The sequence below is a fragment of the Maritimimonas sp. 2210JD6-3 genome (assembly GCF_056591795.1).
This window is the reverse complement of sequence record NZ_JBWQOJ010000035.1, coordinates 18798-35781: the sequence shown is the minus strand read 5'-3', so window position 1 is coordinate 35781 and position 16984 is coordinate 18798. Positions and strand designations below refer to the sequence as shown.

12 protein-coding genes, 3 tRNA genes and 2 pseudogenes are annotated in these 16984 nt (G+C 32.4%); 5 read left to right on the top strand and 12 right to left on the bottom strand.

From position 1 onward, the window contains the following. The 5 genes and pseudogenes from AC1EUY_RS13025 to AC1EUY_RS13005 form a co-directional block, all read right to left on the bottom strand. Nucleotides 1–565 (bottom strand): annotated as a pseudogene (locus AC1EUY_RS13025) (transposase); the annotation flags it as partial. A 144-nt stretch (nucleotides 566–709) separates the two neighbouring features. Next, the gene (locus AC1EUY_RS13020) at nucleotides 710–904 is read right to left on the bottom strand and encodes a hypothetical protein (RefSeq protein WP_480195981.1); all 195 of its coding nucleotides are present in this window, start codon (nucleotides 902–904) and stop codon (nucleotides 710–712) included. 3 nt (nucleotides 905–907) lie between these two features. After that, nucleotides 908–1081, bottom strand: a complete 174-nt coding sequence (locus AC1EUY_RS13015) for a hypothetical protein (RefSeq protein WP_480195980.1) — start codon at nucleotides 1079–1081, stop codon at nucleotides 908–910. Nucleotides 1082–1157: 76 nt separating this feature from the next. Further along, a complete protein-coding gene (locus AC1EUY_RS13010) occupies nucleotides 1158–1694 on the bottom strand; it encodes a hypothetical protein (RefSeq protein WP_480195979.1) in 537 nt (178 codons plus the stop codon). A 3-nt stretch (nucleotides 1695–1697) separates the two neighbouring features. Further along, nucleotides 1698–2012 carry a hypothetical protein gene (locus AC1EUY_RS13005; RefSeq protein WP_480195978.1) on the bottom strand — a complete coding sequence of 105 codons (315 nt, stop codon included), beginning with the start codon at nucleotides 2010–2012 and terminating at the stop codon, nucleotides 1698–1700. A 450-nt stretch (nucleotides 2013–2462) separates the two neighbouring features. On the opposite strand from AC1EUY_RS13005, the gene AC1EUY_RS13000 reads away from it, so the two are divergent. Beyond that, entirely contained in the window at nucleotides 2463–2567 is a 105-nt protein-coding gene (locus AC1EUY_RS13000; protein WP_480195977.1) for a transposase, read from the top strand. 60 nt (nucleotides 2568–2627) lie between these two features. On the opposite strand, the gene AC1EUY_RS12995 is transcribed toward AC1EUY_RS13000, so the two are convergent. Both AC1EUY_RS12995 and AC1EUY_RS12990 read right to left on the bottom strand, forming a co-directional pair. Beyond that, nucleotides 2628–4151: a DEAD/DEAH box helicase gene (locus AC1EUY_RS12995; RefSeq protein WP_480195976.1), complete on the bottom strand. Its 1524-nt coding sequence runs from the start codon at nucleotides 4149–4151 to the stop codon at nucleotides 2628–2630. A 138-nt stretch (nucleotides 4152–4289) separates the two neighbouring features. Further along, on the bottom strand, nucleotides 4290–5588 hold the full coding sequence (locus AC1EUY_RS12990) for a carboxypeptidase-like regulatory domain-containing protein (protein ID WP_480195975.1): 1299 nt from the start codon (nucleotides 5586–5588) through the stop codon (nucleotides 4290–4292). Nucleotides 5589–5784: 196 nt separating this feature from the next. Between AC1EUY_RS12990 and AC1EUY_RS12985 the strand changes: the two genes are divergently transcribed. The 3 genes from AC1EUY_RS12985 (at nucleotide 5785) to AC1EUY_RS12975 (ending at nucleotide 6316) form a co-directional block, all read left to right on the top strand. After that, a tRNA-Ser gene (locus AC1EUY_RS12985) sits at nucleotides 5785–5868 on the top strand. Between the two features lie 83 nt (nucleotides 5869–5951). Beyond that, a tRNA-Pro gene (locus AC1EUY_RS12980) sits at nucleotides 5952–6026 on the top strand. Between the two features lie 216 nt (nucleotides 6027–6242). Next, nucleotides 6243–6316: transfer RNA gene (locus tag AC1EUY_RS12975), tRNA-Arg, on the top strand. A gap of 146 nt (nucleotides 6317–6462) precedes the next feature. Here AC1EUY_RS12975 and AC1EUY_RS12970 read toward each other — a convergent pair. The 5 genes and pseudogenes from AC1EUY_RS12970 to ytxJ all read right to left on the bottom strand — a co-directional run bounded on the left by AC1EUY_RS12970 (nucleotide 6463) and on the right by ytxJ (nucleotide 14076). Further along, nucleotides 6463–7674: a GIY-YIG nuclease family protein gene (locus AC1EUY_RS12970; RefSeq protein ID WP_480195974.1), complete on the bottom strand. Its 1212-nt coding sequence runs from the start codon at nucleotides 7672–7674 to the stop codon at nucleotides 6463–6465. Further along, nucleotides 7667–9610 carry a DEAD/DEAH box helicase gene (locus AC1EUY_RS12965; protein WP_480195973.1) on the bottom strand — a complete coding sequence of 648 codons (1944 nt, stop codon included), beginning with the start codon at nucleotides 9608–9610 and terminating at the stop codon, nucleotides 7667–7669. Before AC1EUY_RS12965 ends, AC1EUY_RS12970 begins: the two co-directional genes overlap by 8 nt. A 3-nt stretch (nucleotides 9611–9613) precedes the next feature. Continuing rightward, a pseudogene (locus AC1EUY_RS12960) lies at nucleotides 9614–12311 on the bottom strand (class I SAM-dependent DNA methyltransferase). Continuing rightward, complete coding sequence (locus tag AC1EUY_RS12955; RefSeq protein ID WP_480195972.1) at nucleotides 12312–13427, bottom strand: Fic family protein; 1116 nt, start codon at nucleotides 13425–13427, stop codon at nucleotides 12312–12314. A gap of 271 nt (nucleotides 13428–13698) precedes the next feature. After that, nucleotides 13699–14076 (bottom strand): bacillithiol system redox-active protein YtxJ, encoded by a 378-nt coding sequence (gene ytxJ / locus AC1EUY_RS12950; RefSeq protein ID WP_480195971.1) that lies wholly within the window; start codon nucleotides 14074–14076, stop codon nucleotides 13699–13701. 117 nt (nucleotides 14077–14193) lie between these two features. Here ytxJ and clpB point away from each other — a divergent pair, with 117 nt between their 5' ends. Further along, nucleotides 14194–16830, top strand: coding sequence for an ATP-dependent chaperone ClpB (gene clpB / locus AC1EUY_RS12945; protein ID WP_480195970.1), 2637 nt, complete (start codon nucleotides 14194–14196; stop codon nucleotides 16828–16830). The last annotated feature ends 154 nt before the right edge of the window (nucleotides 16831–16984 follow it).

Genomic DNA, 16984 nt, shown 5'->3' with positions numbered 1-16984 from the left:
CTTGCTGGAAGACGTTTCTTTACTTTCCGTCTCAAGGGCAGCCCTAATGATACGTATACTCTATGAACGCGTTTATGATTCCAAAGTTTACCTTCTTCACGTAAGCGACCATAGGCCTTCCAAAATCCTTCCTCTGGCTTGTCCTCTGCCTTTTTGCTTAAGGCAGCTTCAATCTCAACATCGTTCTTTGGCAATGGCTTGTAGTAATAGACACTCTTGCTCATATGTAGAACACGGCACGCCCTGCTTATACCGTAATGAGCAAGTTCCTTTGCTATACTCCTTTTTCGGCAGGGCTTTAAAGCTTTTTTTCTATGATCTCCTTAGCCATTTGGTGGTCCAATGCTAGGTTGGCATACATTTGCTTGAGCCTGAGGTTCTCTTCTTCCAATTGCTTGATACGTTTAAGTTCTTTGCTGCTCATACCTGCATACTTGGAACGCCACTTGTAAAATGCGGCCGAACTAACACCGTGGTCACGGGTGATTTCTAATACAGATTTACCGTTTTCAAATTCCTTTAAAATCTTGGCTATCTGGGGCGGTGAAAATTTACTTCTTCTCATAATTACTGTTCAAAATTAAAATATTTATTCTACTTTTAAACAGTTCAGTTTTTGGGGAAGCTTACATTACTTTTTTTAATATTAAAAGTAGCAAATTGAATTACAACCCATCGAATATCCCGCTAATGAACTCTCCCATTTCGTCTAAAAGTCCATCAAAAAATCACCTAAGTCAAGCCAAGATGCATCAATATCGAGGTCAGGTAGAGTAAACCAATCTGAAGAAGCGTTAGTAGCAAGCCCACCTAGCATTTCTGTTTTCATTGCCACATAATCGCACACCTCTCCCGTCATTTCATGATATTGATCAAAATCTTCATGGGATGAAAATGTGCACATGGCCTAACAATACCAATCTATTCCACTTGTATCCTTATGTTTAGACTTTTTTGATGTCTTTTTTACTTCTTCAGGTTTATAGAACTTTTTCTTCCCATAATCCTTGACAAGAATTTTACCTACATCAGCGATATATTCTTTTTTATTTACAGGAACTGGAGGACATTTTAATGTCATAAATTTCTATTTAAAATTGATTATAACTTATCGCTTTTTTGAACTTTTAACTCACCTCCTATCGGTCATGATTAATTTAATCTTGTTGACTATTATACTTTTTTATAATATACTTTATATTTTCTAGATTTCCTTTTAGCATATCAAATTCCTCAGCTAATTCCAAATTATCCTCAATGAATTTCCTAACTCTTGCATGCCTTTTGTTATTTTTAAACGGACTATTTGTAAAAGTTACAATTGGATCTAATCCATTTTTAGATATATAATATTGAACTAATCTATCTGACGTGTCATAGATAGACATATGGTAATACAAGCTCAACTTACCAGAAATCATTTTTCTCAGAAATATGTTCTTTCCACGGTCTCTAGAAAAACCTGATTTAAAAGATTCATAAAAATGATCCTTAGAATTAATATAATATCCTAAAAGTTCATCAGATTTATATTTTATTTTTTCTTTTCCAGTTATTAATTTGCATTTATATTCTGAACATACTACTTTGCCATATAAAGTATCTTTGTTTATAGTTATAACATAATCTTTATTTTGTGCTTTAACAGCTAAAGATATTATAAGTATAACTAATAATAATTTTGTTCTTTTCATCGTTTATTTAGACTTTGATTTTTCTTTAGTTGGTTTTACTTTTAGACTGGCGATAACCTTATCTTTCCAATGGATATCAAAATTATAGGAATGATCATGATAAACTGGGATATGAAAAGATATTCTTGCATATCCTTTTCTAAACTTATAAAACTTCTCTGGTTTAAATCTATGTCTATAATTCTTTTTCCTTTTTCTCTCATAATAATTATAATATTGATCATAATTTTCGAAACCATCAATTGAGTATTTCAGAAAATTGTCATCATAATCGAATTCAGGGAAGCTTACAAGGCAGTCAGTCTTATTGTTTTGCATTCCAAATAGAATTATAAAGACCAATTTGAAAAGGTCTATATCTTATTTCTCTTTTTGTATCAACAAAAAAAGTTATTCCAATCGATGATACGTCGAATTTTTAAATCTTTTAAAGCAACCTAAATACAATTAATTTCCTTTTAATAAAGCTCTCTTTGGTTTCTCCAAACTCCTAGGCATATACTTCTGAATTAAACCAACCTGTTCTATCTACTTCCACCTCTAGGACTTCCAATGTAGTATTTTCTAAAGGTGGAAACTTTTTCAGCAAATCCACTAGGTATTGCCCATTGACCTTTAAATGGATCCATACTTCCTTTAAATTAATAATACAGATATATTTCCTTCTTCATATACAAATACAACTGTACCTACGAAAGTTTAATAGATTGCTTACTCGTTATGTATAATTTTTACACAAATATATAAAATTAAACTTATTAGTATGATTTGAGTGATGTACAGACCGAAGCGACGGTTAATGACAGTTTAAGTGCGATGCGATTTTGTGGATTATCCATAGAAGATAGTGTATCTGACCACATAGTACGTTGAGTAGGTTTAGAAGCGTACTTAGTCAGAAAAAAGTTAAGGAGCATAAAATTTGAAAATCAATCAATTAGCAGGTAGTTTACCATAAATTTCCTCATAAACGGTATCAAAATTAAGACGCAAATAATTTCTAAGTTTAACCCTATAATCCCCTTTTAACCACTCTACAAAATTATTGGTATTCTTACTAATACACTTACAATAACGCTCTATTCTAAAGTCTATATCGTCACTTAAAAGTTGTGTTAAATTAATCGCATCATAAACATCTTCACTATTCTCAATACATATTTTTGCATGATGCGCTATAGATTGTTCAATAACCGATTTGGTTGACTTACCTTCCTTAACTAATTTTTTATATACATCTCGTATGTTGAAATGTAGTTCTTTCGAATTTGAGAATTTCTTTTTTAAAGCTTCTGGCATTTCATAATAGAAATTACTTTCTATTTCTTCATCTGAAATTATATTGTCTAAATAAAAATCTGGAGACTTAAATATTTTTTGCCAATTTAATCTTGCTCCCCAAGGACCAAATCGATAGAAATTATTTCCTAAATCTATCACTTGAAATGTAGATTTATTTTCTAATATTCGCGATCCTCTACCTATCATTTGGTAATATAAGGTCAATGATTTTGTTGCTCTATTTAAAATAATAGATTCAACTGTAGGTTCATCAAAACCAGTTGTTAAAATACTTACAGAAGTAAGAATAGCGCCTGGAGTTTCTTTAAACCATTTTAATATTTTTTTTCGATCACCTTTAGTGGTTGTGTTATCTAAATGAGCGATAGGGTATCCTTGAGATCTAAATAGATCATAAACATAAAGCGAAGTGTTTATACCATTATTAAAAATTAATGTTTTTGTACCCTTAGCTTTTTCTAAGTAAGCATCCATAAGCTTACTAGACATCATAGAATTTGTGTATAAGTCTTCAGATGATTTAACTGTGTAATCGCCATTAGTACCTATTATTAACGATGTTAGACCAACATTAAATGTGTACATTTCAGCTTTGGCTAAAAATCCGTTTTCTATAAGCGATTCAATACTTTCACCGACAATTAACTCATCATAATTCTTATACATGGGTAATTTAATATTCGAACTTAATGGAGTAGCAGTTACACCTAAAATAAATGAGGAAGAAAAGAATTTGAAAAGCTTAGTAAATGAATTATAATGTGCTTCATCGATAATGACCAAGCCAACATCAGAAATATCTAATTTATTTTCATTTAGACGATTGTTTAAGGTCTCAACCATTGCAACAAAACAACTGTACTCATTCTGATCGTTTAAATTTGCCTTACTGTCTATTACTTTATTTACTACATTAAACTCTGTGAGCATTTTTGATGTTTGCTTACAAAGTTCAATTCGGTGTGTCATTACCAATACTTTCTTATTATGATTTTTAAGATATTGTCTTACAATTTCAGAAAAAATCACAGTTTTCCCACCGCCAGTTGGCAATTGATACAATAAATGATAGTCTGTTGGCGCATCTTCAAATCTGGTAAAGATTTTTTCGATTGCTCCTTTTTGGTAATTGTAAAGTTCTTTTCCTGTTTTCAAAGCAGTGATAAAGTAATTAGCGAATAGGTTAGCTGCAAAAATAATGACTTTTTAAAGTTATTAAAGCTTCTATTCGAAATTTATTAAAATAAAAAAGCTGCCTTTACAGGCAGCCTCTTTGTAATTACTTAAAACAAGTTATGATTTATCTGCTTTTTTTAGCTGTTTTTGAATCTTTTTTATCGCAATTTCTATCGATTTTTCTGGTTCAATAACATTATAAGCTCCCCAAAATTCGGGATCAGAAAAACCAGCTGCTTCATCTGTTATAAAAGATGACCTTTTAAGCTTTTCTTTATTTTTAATTTTTCCATCAGCTATCTGCCAATCTGTTACTGCCATTTCACTAGACAGTGAATAAACAGAATTAAACCATTTACGCTTTTTATTGATTTTAAACGTTAATTGAACATTACTATAACTATAATACCATTTACCTTGCTTCTCTTTATAATCTACTCTGTAAGCCGCATGTGTTGGGTACACAAATGTATCTTTGGGCTTTTTCTTTACGAACAATTTACTTGACTCTTCTCTGTCTTCGACATTCAAATTATAAACAGCGCTAATCAAAGCTTGTGATTGAGCATCAATATATAATTTACCATAATATAAGGGGTCAATAATATCCTTTCTTTGACTAAAACCTATTACATACACAGGTTTATTATTTACAGTTACTGCTGGAAGAAACGTAAAGGTATATAAGTTTATATAATCATTGGCAAAGATATATTGTGGATATTTCATCAGATCAACAAAAAGTGGATTATAAGGCCCTCCTTGTAATTTGAGAGCAATAGTATCTAATCGAGAATAATCAGTGCTTTTACGAGCTTTATATAAGGTTAAAAAATCATTTCTAGGCGAAGAATACGATTGTTTGTAGAGATTAACTATTGCCTCAGCCAATGACACATTCTTTTTTCTTTTTTTTATGGTCTCTCTATAAAAAGCCGTCATTAATACATCGTTAGCGTGATTGTTCTTTTGACGTTTAGCGAGCGTACTCTTCACAAGAGTAAGTGCATCTTTAGGGGCTACTAGATTTATTTCTGATAGTCTGACCACCGAAGATTCTAAGTATATTTTAGAAGTTTTTTTAAGTTCTGAAACAGTAACATTTCTGGTTTTATAGCCTAGAAAAGAAATTTTAACACTAACATCTTTTAGATTTTCGGGTATTTTAAGGCTAAATTCACCATCACTATTTGTTACCGTACTTATATTTGATTCTACAACTGTTAAAGAAGCAAAAATTAAAGGTTCTTTGGTATCACTATCAAAAATTTTTCCTGAAACTTCAATATACTGTTGATTTTGAATATTTTGAAATAATAAATTTGATGCTTGTAATTCATTATTTATTGAGAAAATCAACAATAATAGTAAAGACATCATGGCTTTTTTGGGCACGATTATTATTTTAGTTTTCATGATGTAGATTTAAAAGTTAACACTTATATAAAAGTACTAAAAAATAGTATAATCTAATTGATATTGACATACTTATACTATTTAAAGTTGTAATTGATAAAAAAAAGTCATTTTTTTCTGTTTTGATATTGTGGTAACACATCAAATTTATTACATTTGCACCCGCACTTTTAGAAGTGTTGTTCATTAAAATTTAGGAGAGGTGCCAGAGTGGTAATGGAGCAGATTGCTAATCTGTCGACGCGTAAGTGTCGCCAGGGTTCGAATCCCTGTCTCTCCGCAAGAGTCTGTGTGAGAGTGCAACAATGCCAATTTCTATTTTTTGGAATTTGGTATTTATTTTTTTTTGAAATTTTTATGCTACGGGGTGTAGCGTAGCCCGGTTATCGCGCCGCGTTTGGGACGCGGAGGTCGCAGGTTCGAATCCTGCCACCCCGACAAATGAAAGCTTATAATTCTTGTAGAAAATTTATTTTCTTAAGAGATCTAATGAGCTTTAGATAAATTAAAGTTTCGCTTTAATTTGCAACGAAACACAAGAGGATCACGACTGCAAGGAGTAATCCTTATTAAATTAGGAGCTAGAATTTGCCCGCCCGTTGGCTGGCTATTTCGCTAAAAATGTCTAATAAACATTTTCTTAACGCTCAGCCCGGTCGCGTAGCTCAGCTGGATAGAGCATCTGCCTTCTAAGCAGACGGTCGAAGGTTCGAATCCTTCCGCGATCACGCATAAACACTGGCTTCTTAGCTTTTTTAGCTTTGAAGCCTTTTTTATTTGCAAACTTTTTGCAAACAGGCATGAGTTTTAACAATTTTTTAACAATTTAACATGCTCTTTCTGAGAGAAATAGTAGTTTAAAATTTCACAAAAACTAATTTTCAATTAAACCTTTTAATCTTTTATCGTATTTATAATTTACGATTTCCCCTGTAAGTATTAATTGAATAACTTTATCAATTATTGGTAAAGGAACAACAAACCATTCTCTAGGTGTAATTCTTCTACCTTTTTCATCATGTAGATCAATATTTAGGCATACTTCTGCAAAAACACGATGTATCAGGTTCTCGAACTTCTGCACATTTAAATTGTACGTTTTATACGATACAACTATTTCTACATCAGCCTTTAAATATGTAGCTTCACTCGTAGCGTTTTTAACTCTTTCAGAAATAGGAATAGTTGAATAACCAATTTTATACAAATCTTCAATTGAAGATATATCCTTGTTTGAAGATTTAGACTTTAATACATATATCCAACCTGTTTCAACATCTTCTTCATTTACCGAGTTGACATTGTTAAACAACTCCTTTTCTATTTCTTCTTCTGTATGCGAAACAATTTTACCATCGTTGTCTTTGTGAAGTAAAGCTTTATCCAATGAGCGATAAAGCATATTACTTATTGTTCCATTTTCAAAAATAATTCGAGTACGTCCATCCTTACGAACTCTTTCACCAGATGGTAAAGTAATATTATCAGTTTCAAGATTAGTTTCCTCTAAAAACAGTAGAACTCCATTTAATACATAAAAAGAACCTGCTTTTAAGTTTTTATCGGCGCTATCGTAAGTAAATAATTTACGTTTTCCTTCTTTGAGTTCTCTATGGACTTTTTTGAACAAAGGTTCATAAGACATAAATTCTTCCTTTTTCATTGCTCGTCTTTGAGCTACAAAATCTGTTTCTGCTCTTTCAGAAGAACTTGGTACATTTTTTAACTTGAAAATGGATAACGTTTCTTCCGTATCTAAAATACCTAAATCATCATCTTTTAAAATATCGGCAACTGTCTTTATTTCCTCACTTATATTTAGAAGGTTATGTATATCATATGGTTTTAGAACTTCTATTTTTTTAGCATCATTTCTTAAGGCTTTTAGTCTAGATTGTAATTTGAACTCAGTTACATTACTTGCTTCTGGCTCTCTCTCATTTTTTTCATAAAAAGCATTAATTTCTTGGAACGATTCAATCAATCGCTCGTCTTCTGTTTTGACATTAGAGTTCTTTGGTTTAGTATCTAAAATACCGAACTCATCATCATTGAATATATCTTCTAATGTTCTTTTCTTACTCATTAGCTGCTGCTTTTCGTTTGGCTTCCTTTAAAAATATAACTGCTTCTGCCAAACGTCTTTCTTGAGGGTCAAAAGCCTGAATACTTGGTTGTTCTCCTGTTTTTTCTATCCAATTTTTTATTTTGGGCCACAGTAAAATCGCTTCTTCTTCAGTCATTTGAATTCTTGTTGCGTCAATAGTTTCTTGTATAGCCTTAAAAACCGAGGCTGTAACAGATTTTGACAAAATTTCAAATGCTTTCTGGAATGGATTAATAGTATCTATTAAATCTATATTAATATCATCAATATTTACAAAACTATCTGCTAGGCGAATAAAACGCTTGTCGCCTTGTTCTTCAATTGTTCCATTTTTAATAACAGAATCCACAACTACATGTTGACGCACTTGCTCTACTTCCTCATCAGATAAATCTGGGTAAGTTTCCTTAATAATTTTCGGTATTAAGACTTTATTAATAACTTCTGGGTCAACATTCCCCGGCATTGCCTTGAGCATTTGATCGTCTTGCATGATTCTGGCTTTTAAATCGTTCAAATCACTTTCAATGATGTCTTTTGCTCTTTGTGAACTGGGTAATTTAAATCCTTTTATTGCGATGTAATCTTCACCATCTTCTTCCACACCGTTTATTTCTTCATCTTCTGGGAATTCAGGTTTAAACTTCCAATTAGGTGCTAAAACCTGTTCCATGAGTAAAGAAGCTGTAATAGCTTTAAGCATATTGTTTACTGCTAGTTTTACCTCATCATTCTCTGCATCTGGTTGTGCAATTAAATTTGTGAATTGCGCATGCGTCTTATTTTCACTATCTCTAGTAGCCCTGCCTATTATTTGAATAATTTCTGTTAATGAACCTCTATAACCAACAGTTAAAGCATGTTCGCAATAAGGCCAATCAAAACCTTCTTTTGCCATACCTAATGCAATTATGATATCCATGTCATCTACGCTAGATACGTTTCTTAAATAGTTCTGTATTTTATCTCTGTCTTTTTGATTATCGTGAACCAAATCTGCAACCTTCAAGGTTTTGCCTGATTTTTTGCTTGTAACGAACAAAACACCTGTTTCTGAATCTTGATAATCTAATTCACCCAAACTGTCAATAATCCTATTTACTTCTTCATATTTATCCTTAGTAGATTCTCCTGAATTTACGCTAGGTATGTGAATAATAGTTTTTTTGCTTTCGTCTAAAATTTCATGTATTGCAGAAGTGTATCTTCCTTGGTAAAAATGATAGCCAATTCCTAAAGACTTTAAATAATCGTACCCATTTAATTGTTGGTAATAGTCATATTTTATCTTGATAAACTTTTCTTCATCCTCTGGTAATAATATTGGAACAGAATCACCTCTAAAAAATGAACCCGTCATCGCCACTACATGTGCATTTGATTTTTCCATAACGCTACTCAAAACCAATCCTAATTTATTATCTCCATCAACTGAAACATGATGAAATTCATCGATAGCTAATAAACAATCATTTAACTGCTTCTCATCTATGGCTTCAAATGCAAAGCGTAATGTTGCATGTGTACAGATTAGAATTTGTTCATCGGACTGTAAAAATTCCAAAAATGCTTTTACTTTGCTTTGGTCTCCACCTGGTGTACATAAATTGTATTTTGGGTTAGGAATCCAATCTGCGAAAAAACCAAACTTTTTTAGCTCTGTTTTAGCAAATGAGCTACCAATTGAACGCTCTGGTACTGCAACTATCACTTTTTTTATGCCTTGATTTACCAACTTATCTAAACCAATAAACATTAATGCCCTAGATTTACCTGAGGCTGGGGGTGCTTTAATCAATAAATATTGGGCAGTACGAGCTTCGAATGCTTTTTCTTGCATTTCTCGCATTCCTAATTCGTTGGTACTTTTACTTTTCCCTGTTTGTTGGTATGTTACGTGAACTATATCTGGCATATTTTAGGCTTTCTTTTTACGCGTTCGCTTTGGTTTCTCTAATAAAGTATTTTTATTTATCATTTTTTCGTATTCTTTAAAAAGATATTCTAAACGTTCTGTATCACTGGTAAAAGGCTTTAAACGATAACATCTTTCTATGGCTAAATCTAATTCATGATGCGCTTCTTTTAAGCCTTTAGGCATTTTATCTGGGTCGTACAATTGTGCTAACGTTTTACTCGAATGCTTTTCTCGTTCTTCTAATACTGCAAATACATGTAAATTAATTTGTTCCTTTTGTTTCTGATTAATTTCTGGAAAGGGAAATGTATTATAGCAGATCGATGAAGAATAGCTAACGTCCATTCTCATTCTGCCACCAACGGCTTTAATCCAAACCATATGAATTCTACTTGATAATACACCAAATAAAAACAATTCAGCATTATAAATGGGAAACGCCTTATCCATTACTACTACGTCAGTAAAATACCCTATTGGTAAATATTCTCTTCTTTCAGATGAGACTTTTGGTATTAAGAGTACTTCTCCTTTTACAAATCTTGGTTCACCAAATTTATGAGGTGTATTGGCGGCTTCAATTGTTGATATTCTCTTACTCTTTAATCTAAATTTTTGGACTTCTTCGAATCTTTTTCTAAAAGGTTCTATTTCATTGGCAATATTAAACTCACTATCATTTATCCAAATAGCCCATCTTTCAATTCCTTTTATTAGTTCTTGTGAACCCATTAATTTATAGATGTATTTTTTTGTAATAGGGTATTCGGCGCATAATAACTCCTTTTCTTCATTTGATAGAATTAAATTGCCACCATCTAATGCAGAACTACCATATCCAATTGCAGGAATATCAGACAAAGTGGTATTACGTTTGAAAACAAAATAATTTCTTGAATCAATTAAATATGGACTGATATTATCACAATATTTTACCAATCCCTTTTTATATATTGTCTTCTTATTTTTAGTTTCATTTGACAAACCTATTATTACAACTGTTACCCCCGCATTACCTTTTGCGTTATTAGTCCATTTAAAAGATTGATATGCAAAATTAATCTCAATATTTAGGCGAATTATTATTGGCCAAAAAAGGGAAACTTGTTCACCTTGACAAATTGAATTAGTTGATACAAAAGCCAATTTAGCATAAGAGCCTTTTATATACTTAGCTCCTAAATAAAACCAACAACTTATATAATCCAAGCTTCTATATCCCTTGATGTTATTGAAAACAAAATCCAAATCTTTTTTTTGCTGTTCATCTTGCTTACTGTAACCTAAATAAGGTGGATTTCCTAAAATATAAATTTCATCTCCTTCCTTTTTAGGGCAAGTATCTTCCCAATTTAAACGTGTAGCATTGCCATGTGTAATATGTCCTGCTTCTTTTAACGGTAAAATTGGTTTTGCTCTACCAAAATCGAATAACTCATCTATAAATATTTTGTTCATTTGGTGTTCCGCCAACCACAAAGAAAGAATTGCCATTTCATGTGCAAAGTCGTCTAACTCTATACCATAAAATTGAGATAACTTTACTTCTGTAAACACAAAAGAATATTGTGGTTCTAAAGCATTAATCTGTTGCCAAATTTTAATTTCTAGTTTTCGCAATTCTTTATATGCAATAATTAGAAAGTTGCCACTACCACAAGCAGGGTCAAATATTTTAAGTTTGGATATTCTGTAAATTAATTGGCGTAGTTTCTTTGTGTTCTCTTTGTACTTATGAAACTCCTCATATAATTCATTTAAGAATAAGGGTTCAATTACCTTCATAATATTAGGCACAGAAGTGTAATGCATACCTAAGCCACTACGATATGCAGGGTTTACTACTGCTTGTATCATAGAACCAAATATATCTGGATTGATTTCACTCCAATCTAAATCGCCACATTCTAAAATAATTTCGCGAGCTTCTTTAGTAAATTTCGGTGAAGCTATAGTGTCTCTAAATAGTCCACCATTCACATATGGGAAGTCCCTGAAATGCGATGCTTCTTTACTATTGTCTTCCGTATTTAATGCTTTAAAAAGTCTATCTAAAAATTCGTTTACATCAGTACCATTTTTTTTTGGTGTGCTGCCCTAGCGTATCTGTAAACATACCTTCAAAAGGAAATATGTCGGTATCTTCTGCAAAAAAGCAAAATAACAAGCGAGATAGAAAAATATTTAGGTTATGTCCGCCATCGTCGTAAATACTTGGATTTTCTGTAACTAGAATGTCGTACAATTTTGCCATTTTGTATGACGCTTTTCTATCTGCATAATTCTCATTTGTTTGAGAATACTTTTCCTGCCCTGCCCAAGGCAAAAAGAAACCAAAATGCTTATGGATTTCAAGAATTGGTGTATCTAATGCTAATCCTGTCCTAGTATCTTTTGCAAGTAAAGTTTCATAATCGGTTACAATAACAAAACGAGGGTTATGCTTTAAATATTCTGGATTTTTTGTTAACTCGTCGATAGTTGTAAGAAGTTTTCCTGATGCTACTTCCTTAAACAACATTTTACTTTTGTATAAAACTTCACCCTCAATTTTGGATAGATTGAAATCGCCTTTTTTTAAACGTGTAATAGATGTTTTAGAGATACCATAAGCTTTCAATAAGTCGAATACAAAATCTTCTTCATTGAAGCTCTTAACTAATGCTATTACGTTTTTTTCTATTTGAGATGCGTTCATTTACCTTCTTAAAATATCAAATAACTTTACGTTTAAAAACAAGTTTTCTACACCTACTTTTTGAGATTTTAAAACTCCTAATTGTTCTAGTTCTTGTAAGTATTCGGCTGCTGTTTGTCTTTTGGCTATATTATTATCTACTAAAAATTTAACCTTTGTATAGGGCTGAACAAATAGTAGTTCTATTAATTCTTTAGAATATACCCTACTTGGCAAGTTTTCCTTTGCGTAGAGTATGGTTTTATCCATCAATTCATTGATTTGATTTATTTTTTGCAAGGTGTATTTAGCAGTTTCCTCAACACCTTTAAGTATAAATAATATCCAAGCTTCCCAATCACTTTTTTCGGTAACACTTCTTATTTTTTGATAATACTCGTTTTTATGATCGATTATGTACTTACTTAGGTATAGAATAGGTGTATTTAATAATTGCTTATCTACCAAGTATAAAATATTTAACACCCTACCTGTTCTGCCATTACCATCAAAAAAAGGATGTATCGCTTCAAATTGATAATGCATTACTGCTAGTTTTACTAAATCGTCAATACCATTATCATCATGTATAAAGTTTTCTAAATTGTGTAGTAGTTCTCTAATTAATTGTTCGCCTTCGGGCGGTGTGTAAATAACTTCATTAGCACTCATTATTCGCGTACCGGGGGTATTTCTAATACCTGCATTATTCTCTTTAATGGTTTGAACAATAGTAATAATGGTATTTGTTGAGAGTGGACGCTCTTTTAACGAATTAAAACCATCCCATAAAGCTTGACGGTATCTTAATACTTCTTTGGTTTGTACATCTGTTGCACTGATATTTGAGGAAAAGGCTTTATATAAGCTATCCTGTGTAGTAACGATATTTTCAATTTCAGAACTGTCTTTTGCTTCTTGCAGTGTAATAGCATTTACCAGCATTGACTGATTTGGTATTTCGTCTGCTCTACCTTTGAGTTCAGCCAAAACCTTATTTGCTGCTATTGCCTGTTTTAATATAGTTTTTGTTTCTATATCGACTGCTGGCGGTAATACGGGTAAATTGTTGTAAGGTTGTTCTTTACTGTACATGGTTTCGACAAATGAATGTATATATGTCGATGATTTCGACATAGTTCAAATATATGTCGAAATTTTTAATATTTATCGACATTAATTAAAAAGAAATCAGTATAGACAACTAGTTGAGTATCAGTAAACGTTTTTAAAGTAATGGATTTAGAGGTAGATATAGCAAAGAGAATCCGTTACTTTAAAATGAAACAAACGAGCCTTAGCGAGTGCATTAAAAAAGAAAAAATTACTTATTGGAAATTTGATTTTAGATTATCAACTTTTTCTAAAAATTGCAAAAAAAAGACTGCCTTTTCAGACAGCCTCATTTTTATGCTTCTAATTTTACATTCATGATATCATAGTGAGAGGCATTGGCAACTACCTCTCCATTTTTTAAAACTAGTAGTTGAGGGGATTGATGTATCACGCCAAATCGACTAGCAATGGCATCAGAAATAGTTCTAAAACTTAGTAGATCTAAATAATAGAAATCAATTTCGTCAGTATTCTCTTGTCGTTCAAACTGTCTTAATACACCACTACTAACTCCACATCTCGTACTGTGTTTAAAAATAGCTTGATATTTATTACTAGAATGATTTATAATGCTATCTAACTGACTCATATCTGTTAAAGGAATCCAATTAATTTTCGGTTTTGGTTGTTCCTTTTTTTCTCCGCCAAATAAACTTTTTAATAATCCCATAAATTCAAAATTTTGGTTAAAATAGACAAATTGTCTTAATTATTTCATTTAATCAGTCATTTTGTCGCCAAAAAGTTGACTTTCTTACATTGGCGTAGCTTTTGAACAAAATGAGGTATGAATTTTAATAATTATACTATAAAGTCACAAGAAGCCGTGCAACAAGCACAGCAAATTGCACAAGGCTTACAGCATCAGCAAATTGAAAATGCTCATATTTTAAAAGGTATTTTTGAAGTTGATGAAAATGTTACTCCTTTTCTATTAAATAAATTAGGAGTGAACATAGCTATTTTTAAACAGACACTAGATACTATATTACAAAGCTTTCCTAAAGTTGACGGAGCTGAACTAATGCTTTCACGCAATGCAAGTAAGATGTTTGGCGATGCTGCAAACATTGCAAAGAAACTAAATGATGAATATGTTTCTATTGAACATTTACTCTTAGCAATACTAAAAGGCAAAGATGATACAGCTCAGTTACTAAAAGATAACGGTGTAACTGAAAATGACCTCAAAAAAGCAATTGAAGAACTCCGTAAAGGAAGCCGAGTTACGTCTCAAGGTGCTGAAGACACATATAATTCATTAGATAAGTATGCAAAGAACTTAAACCAGCTTGCTAATGATGGTAAACTAGATCCCGTTATAGGTCGCGATGAAGAAATTCGTAGAATTTTACAGATTTTATCACGTAGAACAAAGAACAATCCTATTTTAATTGGTGAGCCTGGTGTTGGTAAAACCGCTATCGCAGAAGGTTTAGCGCACCGAATTGTAAAAGGCGATGTTCCTGAAAATTTACAAGAAAAAGTCATCTATTCACTCGATATGGGAGCTCTGATAGCAGGAGCCAAGTACAAAGGTGAGTTTGAAGAACGGCTAAAATCGGTGGTTAAAGAAGTTATTTCTTCAGATGGGCAAATTGTATTGTTTATCGACGAAATACACACATTGGTTGGTGCAGGTGGTGGTCAAGGCGCTATGGATGCTGCTAACATCTTAAAACCAGCCTTAGCCCGTGGTGAACTACGTGCCATAGGAGCTACTACCTTAGATGAATATCAAAAACATTTTGAAAAAGATAAAGCTTTAGAGCGTCGTTTTCAAAAAGTAGTAGTCAATGAACCCGATGTAGAAAGTGCTATCTCTATTCTTCGCGGTATTAAAGATAAGTACGAAACACATCATAAGGTTCGCATTAAAGATGATGCTATTATAGCTGCGGTAGAACTATCACAACGCTATATTACAGACCGCTTTCTTCCAGATAAAGCAATAGATCTAATGGATGAATCTGCTGCTAAATTACGTATGGAAATTAATTCAAAGCCAGAAGAATTAGATGTGTTAGATAGAAAGATTATGCAACTGGAGATTGAAATTGAAGCAATTAAGCGTGAAATCGAAGATTCGCCGAACTCAACTCTAATCAGTAAAGAAGTGAGGCAAAATGATAAAGAAAAACTGCAAAATCTTCAAAAAGAGCTTGCAAACTTAAAAGATGATCGCGAATCTATTTATGCTAAATGGAAAAGTGAAAAGGAAATTGTAGAAAAGGTTCAAACTGCTAAAAAAAATATCGAAAGCTTCAAATTAGAAGCTGATAAAGCAGAACGTGAAGGTGATTATGGAAAAGTAGCTGAATTACGATACGGAAAGATAAAAGCTGAGGAAGAGCAATTACAAAAATTGCAAAAAGAGCTAGCTGCGAATCAGGAAAATGCATTAATCAAAGAAGAAGTTACCAGTGAAGATATTGCAGAAGTTGTAGCAAAATGGACGGGTATTCCTGTTCAAAAAATGCTGCAAAGTGAACGTGAAAAACTGTTAAAACTCGAAGATGAACTTCACAAACGTGTAATTGGTCAAGAAGAAGCGATTCAAGCGGTAGCAGATGCAGTGCGACGTTCACGTGCTGGACTACAAGATGAGAGAAAACCTATCGGTTCTTTCTTATTCTTAGGTACAACTGGTGTTGGTAAGACAGAATTAGCAAAAGCGTTGGCCGAATATTTATTTGATGATGAAGCTGCGATGACGCGCATTGACATGAGTGAATATCAAGAGCGTCATGCAGTAAGCAGATTGGTTGGTGCACCTCCAGGATATGTAGGATATGATGAAGGTGGTCAATTAACAGAGGCTGTTAGAAGAAAACCTTATTCGGTTGTATTACTTGATGAGATTGAAAAAGCACATCCAGATACTTTTAATATTCTATTACAGGTGTTAGATGAAGGACGATTAACAGATAACAAAGGTCGTGTAGCTGATTTTAGAAATTCAATTATCATTATGACTTCGAATATGGGATCTCATATCATTCAAGAGAATTTTAATGATATTGATATGAGTAAACGTGAACAAATAACTGAAAAGACAAAAGTTGATGTGCTTGGTTTACTAAAACAAACCGTACGACCAGAATTCTTAAACAGAATCGACGAAGTGATTATGTTTACACCATTAAACAAAGCTGAAGTAACTAAGATCGTTGAATTACAGCTTAGCAGATTGATACATATGTTAGCCGATAAAGGCATCACGATGAGCTGGACGGATGAGGCAATAGAAAGTTTGTCTAAACAAGGATTTGACCCTCAGTTTGGAGCGAGACCCATAAAACGGGTTATTCAACGTAAAGTATTAAATGAATTATCTAAAGAAATTCTATCTGGCAAGGTAACCTCAGAAAGTGTTATTCTACTAGATGCTTTTAATGATCAATTAGTGTTTAGAAATAAATAAAGCAACCTGTTCATCTATACAATTTCTAAGATTGAAATTGTAGTGAGAACATCTCTATATTCGACTCCGCATTAATATGCGGAGTTTTTTATATAATAACCTGACAATCAATTGACAAAATGTCTTTATTTTTAGTAAAATACTGCTAAAAAGG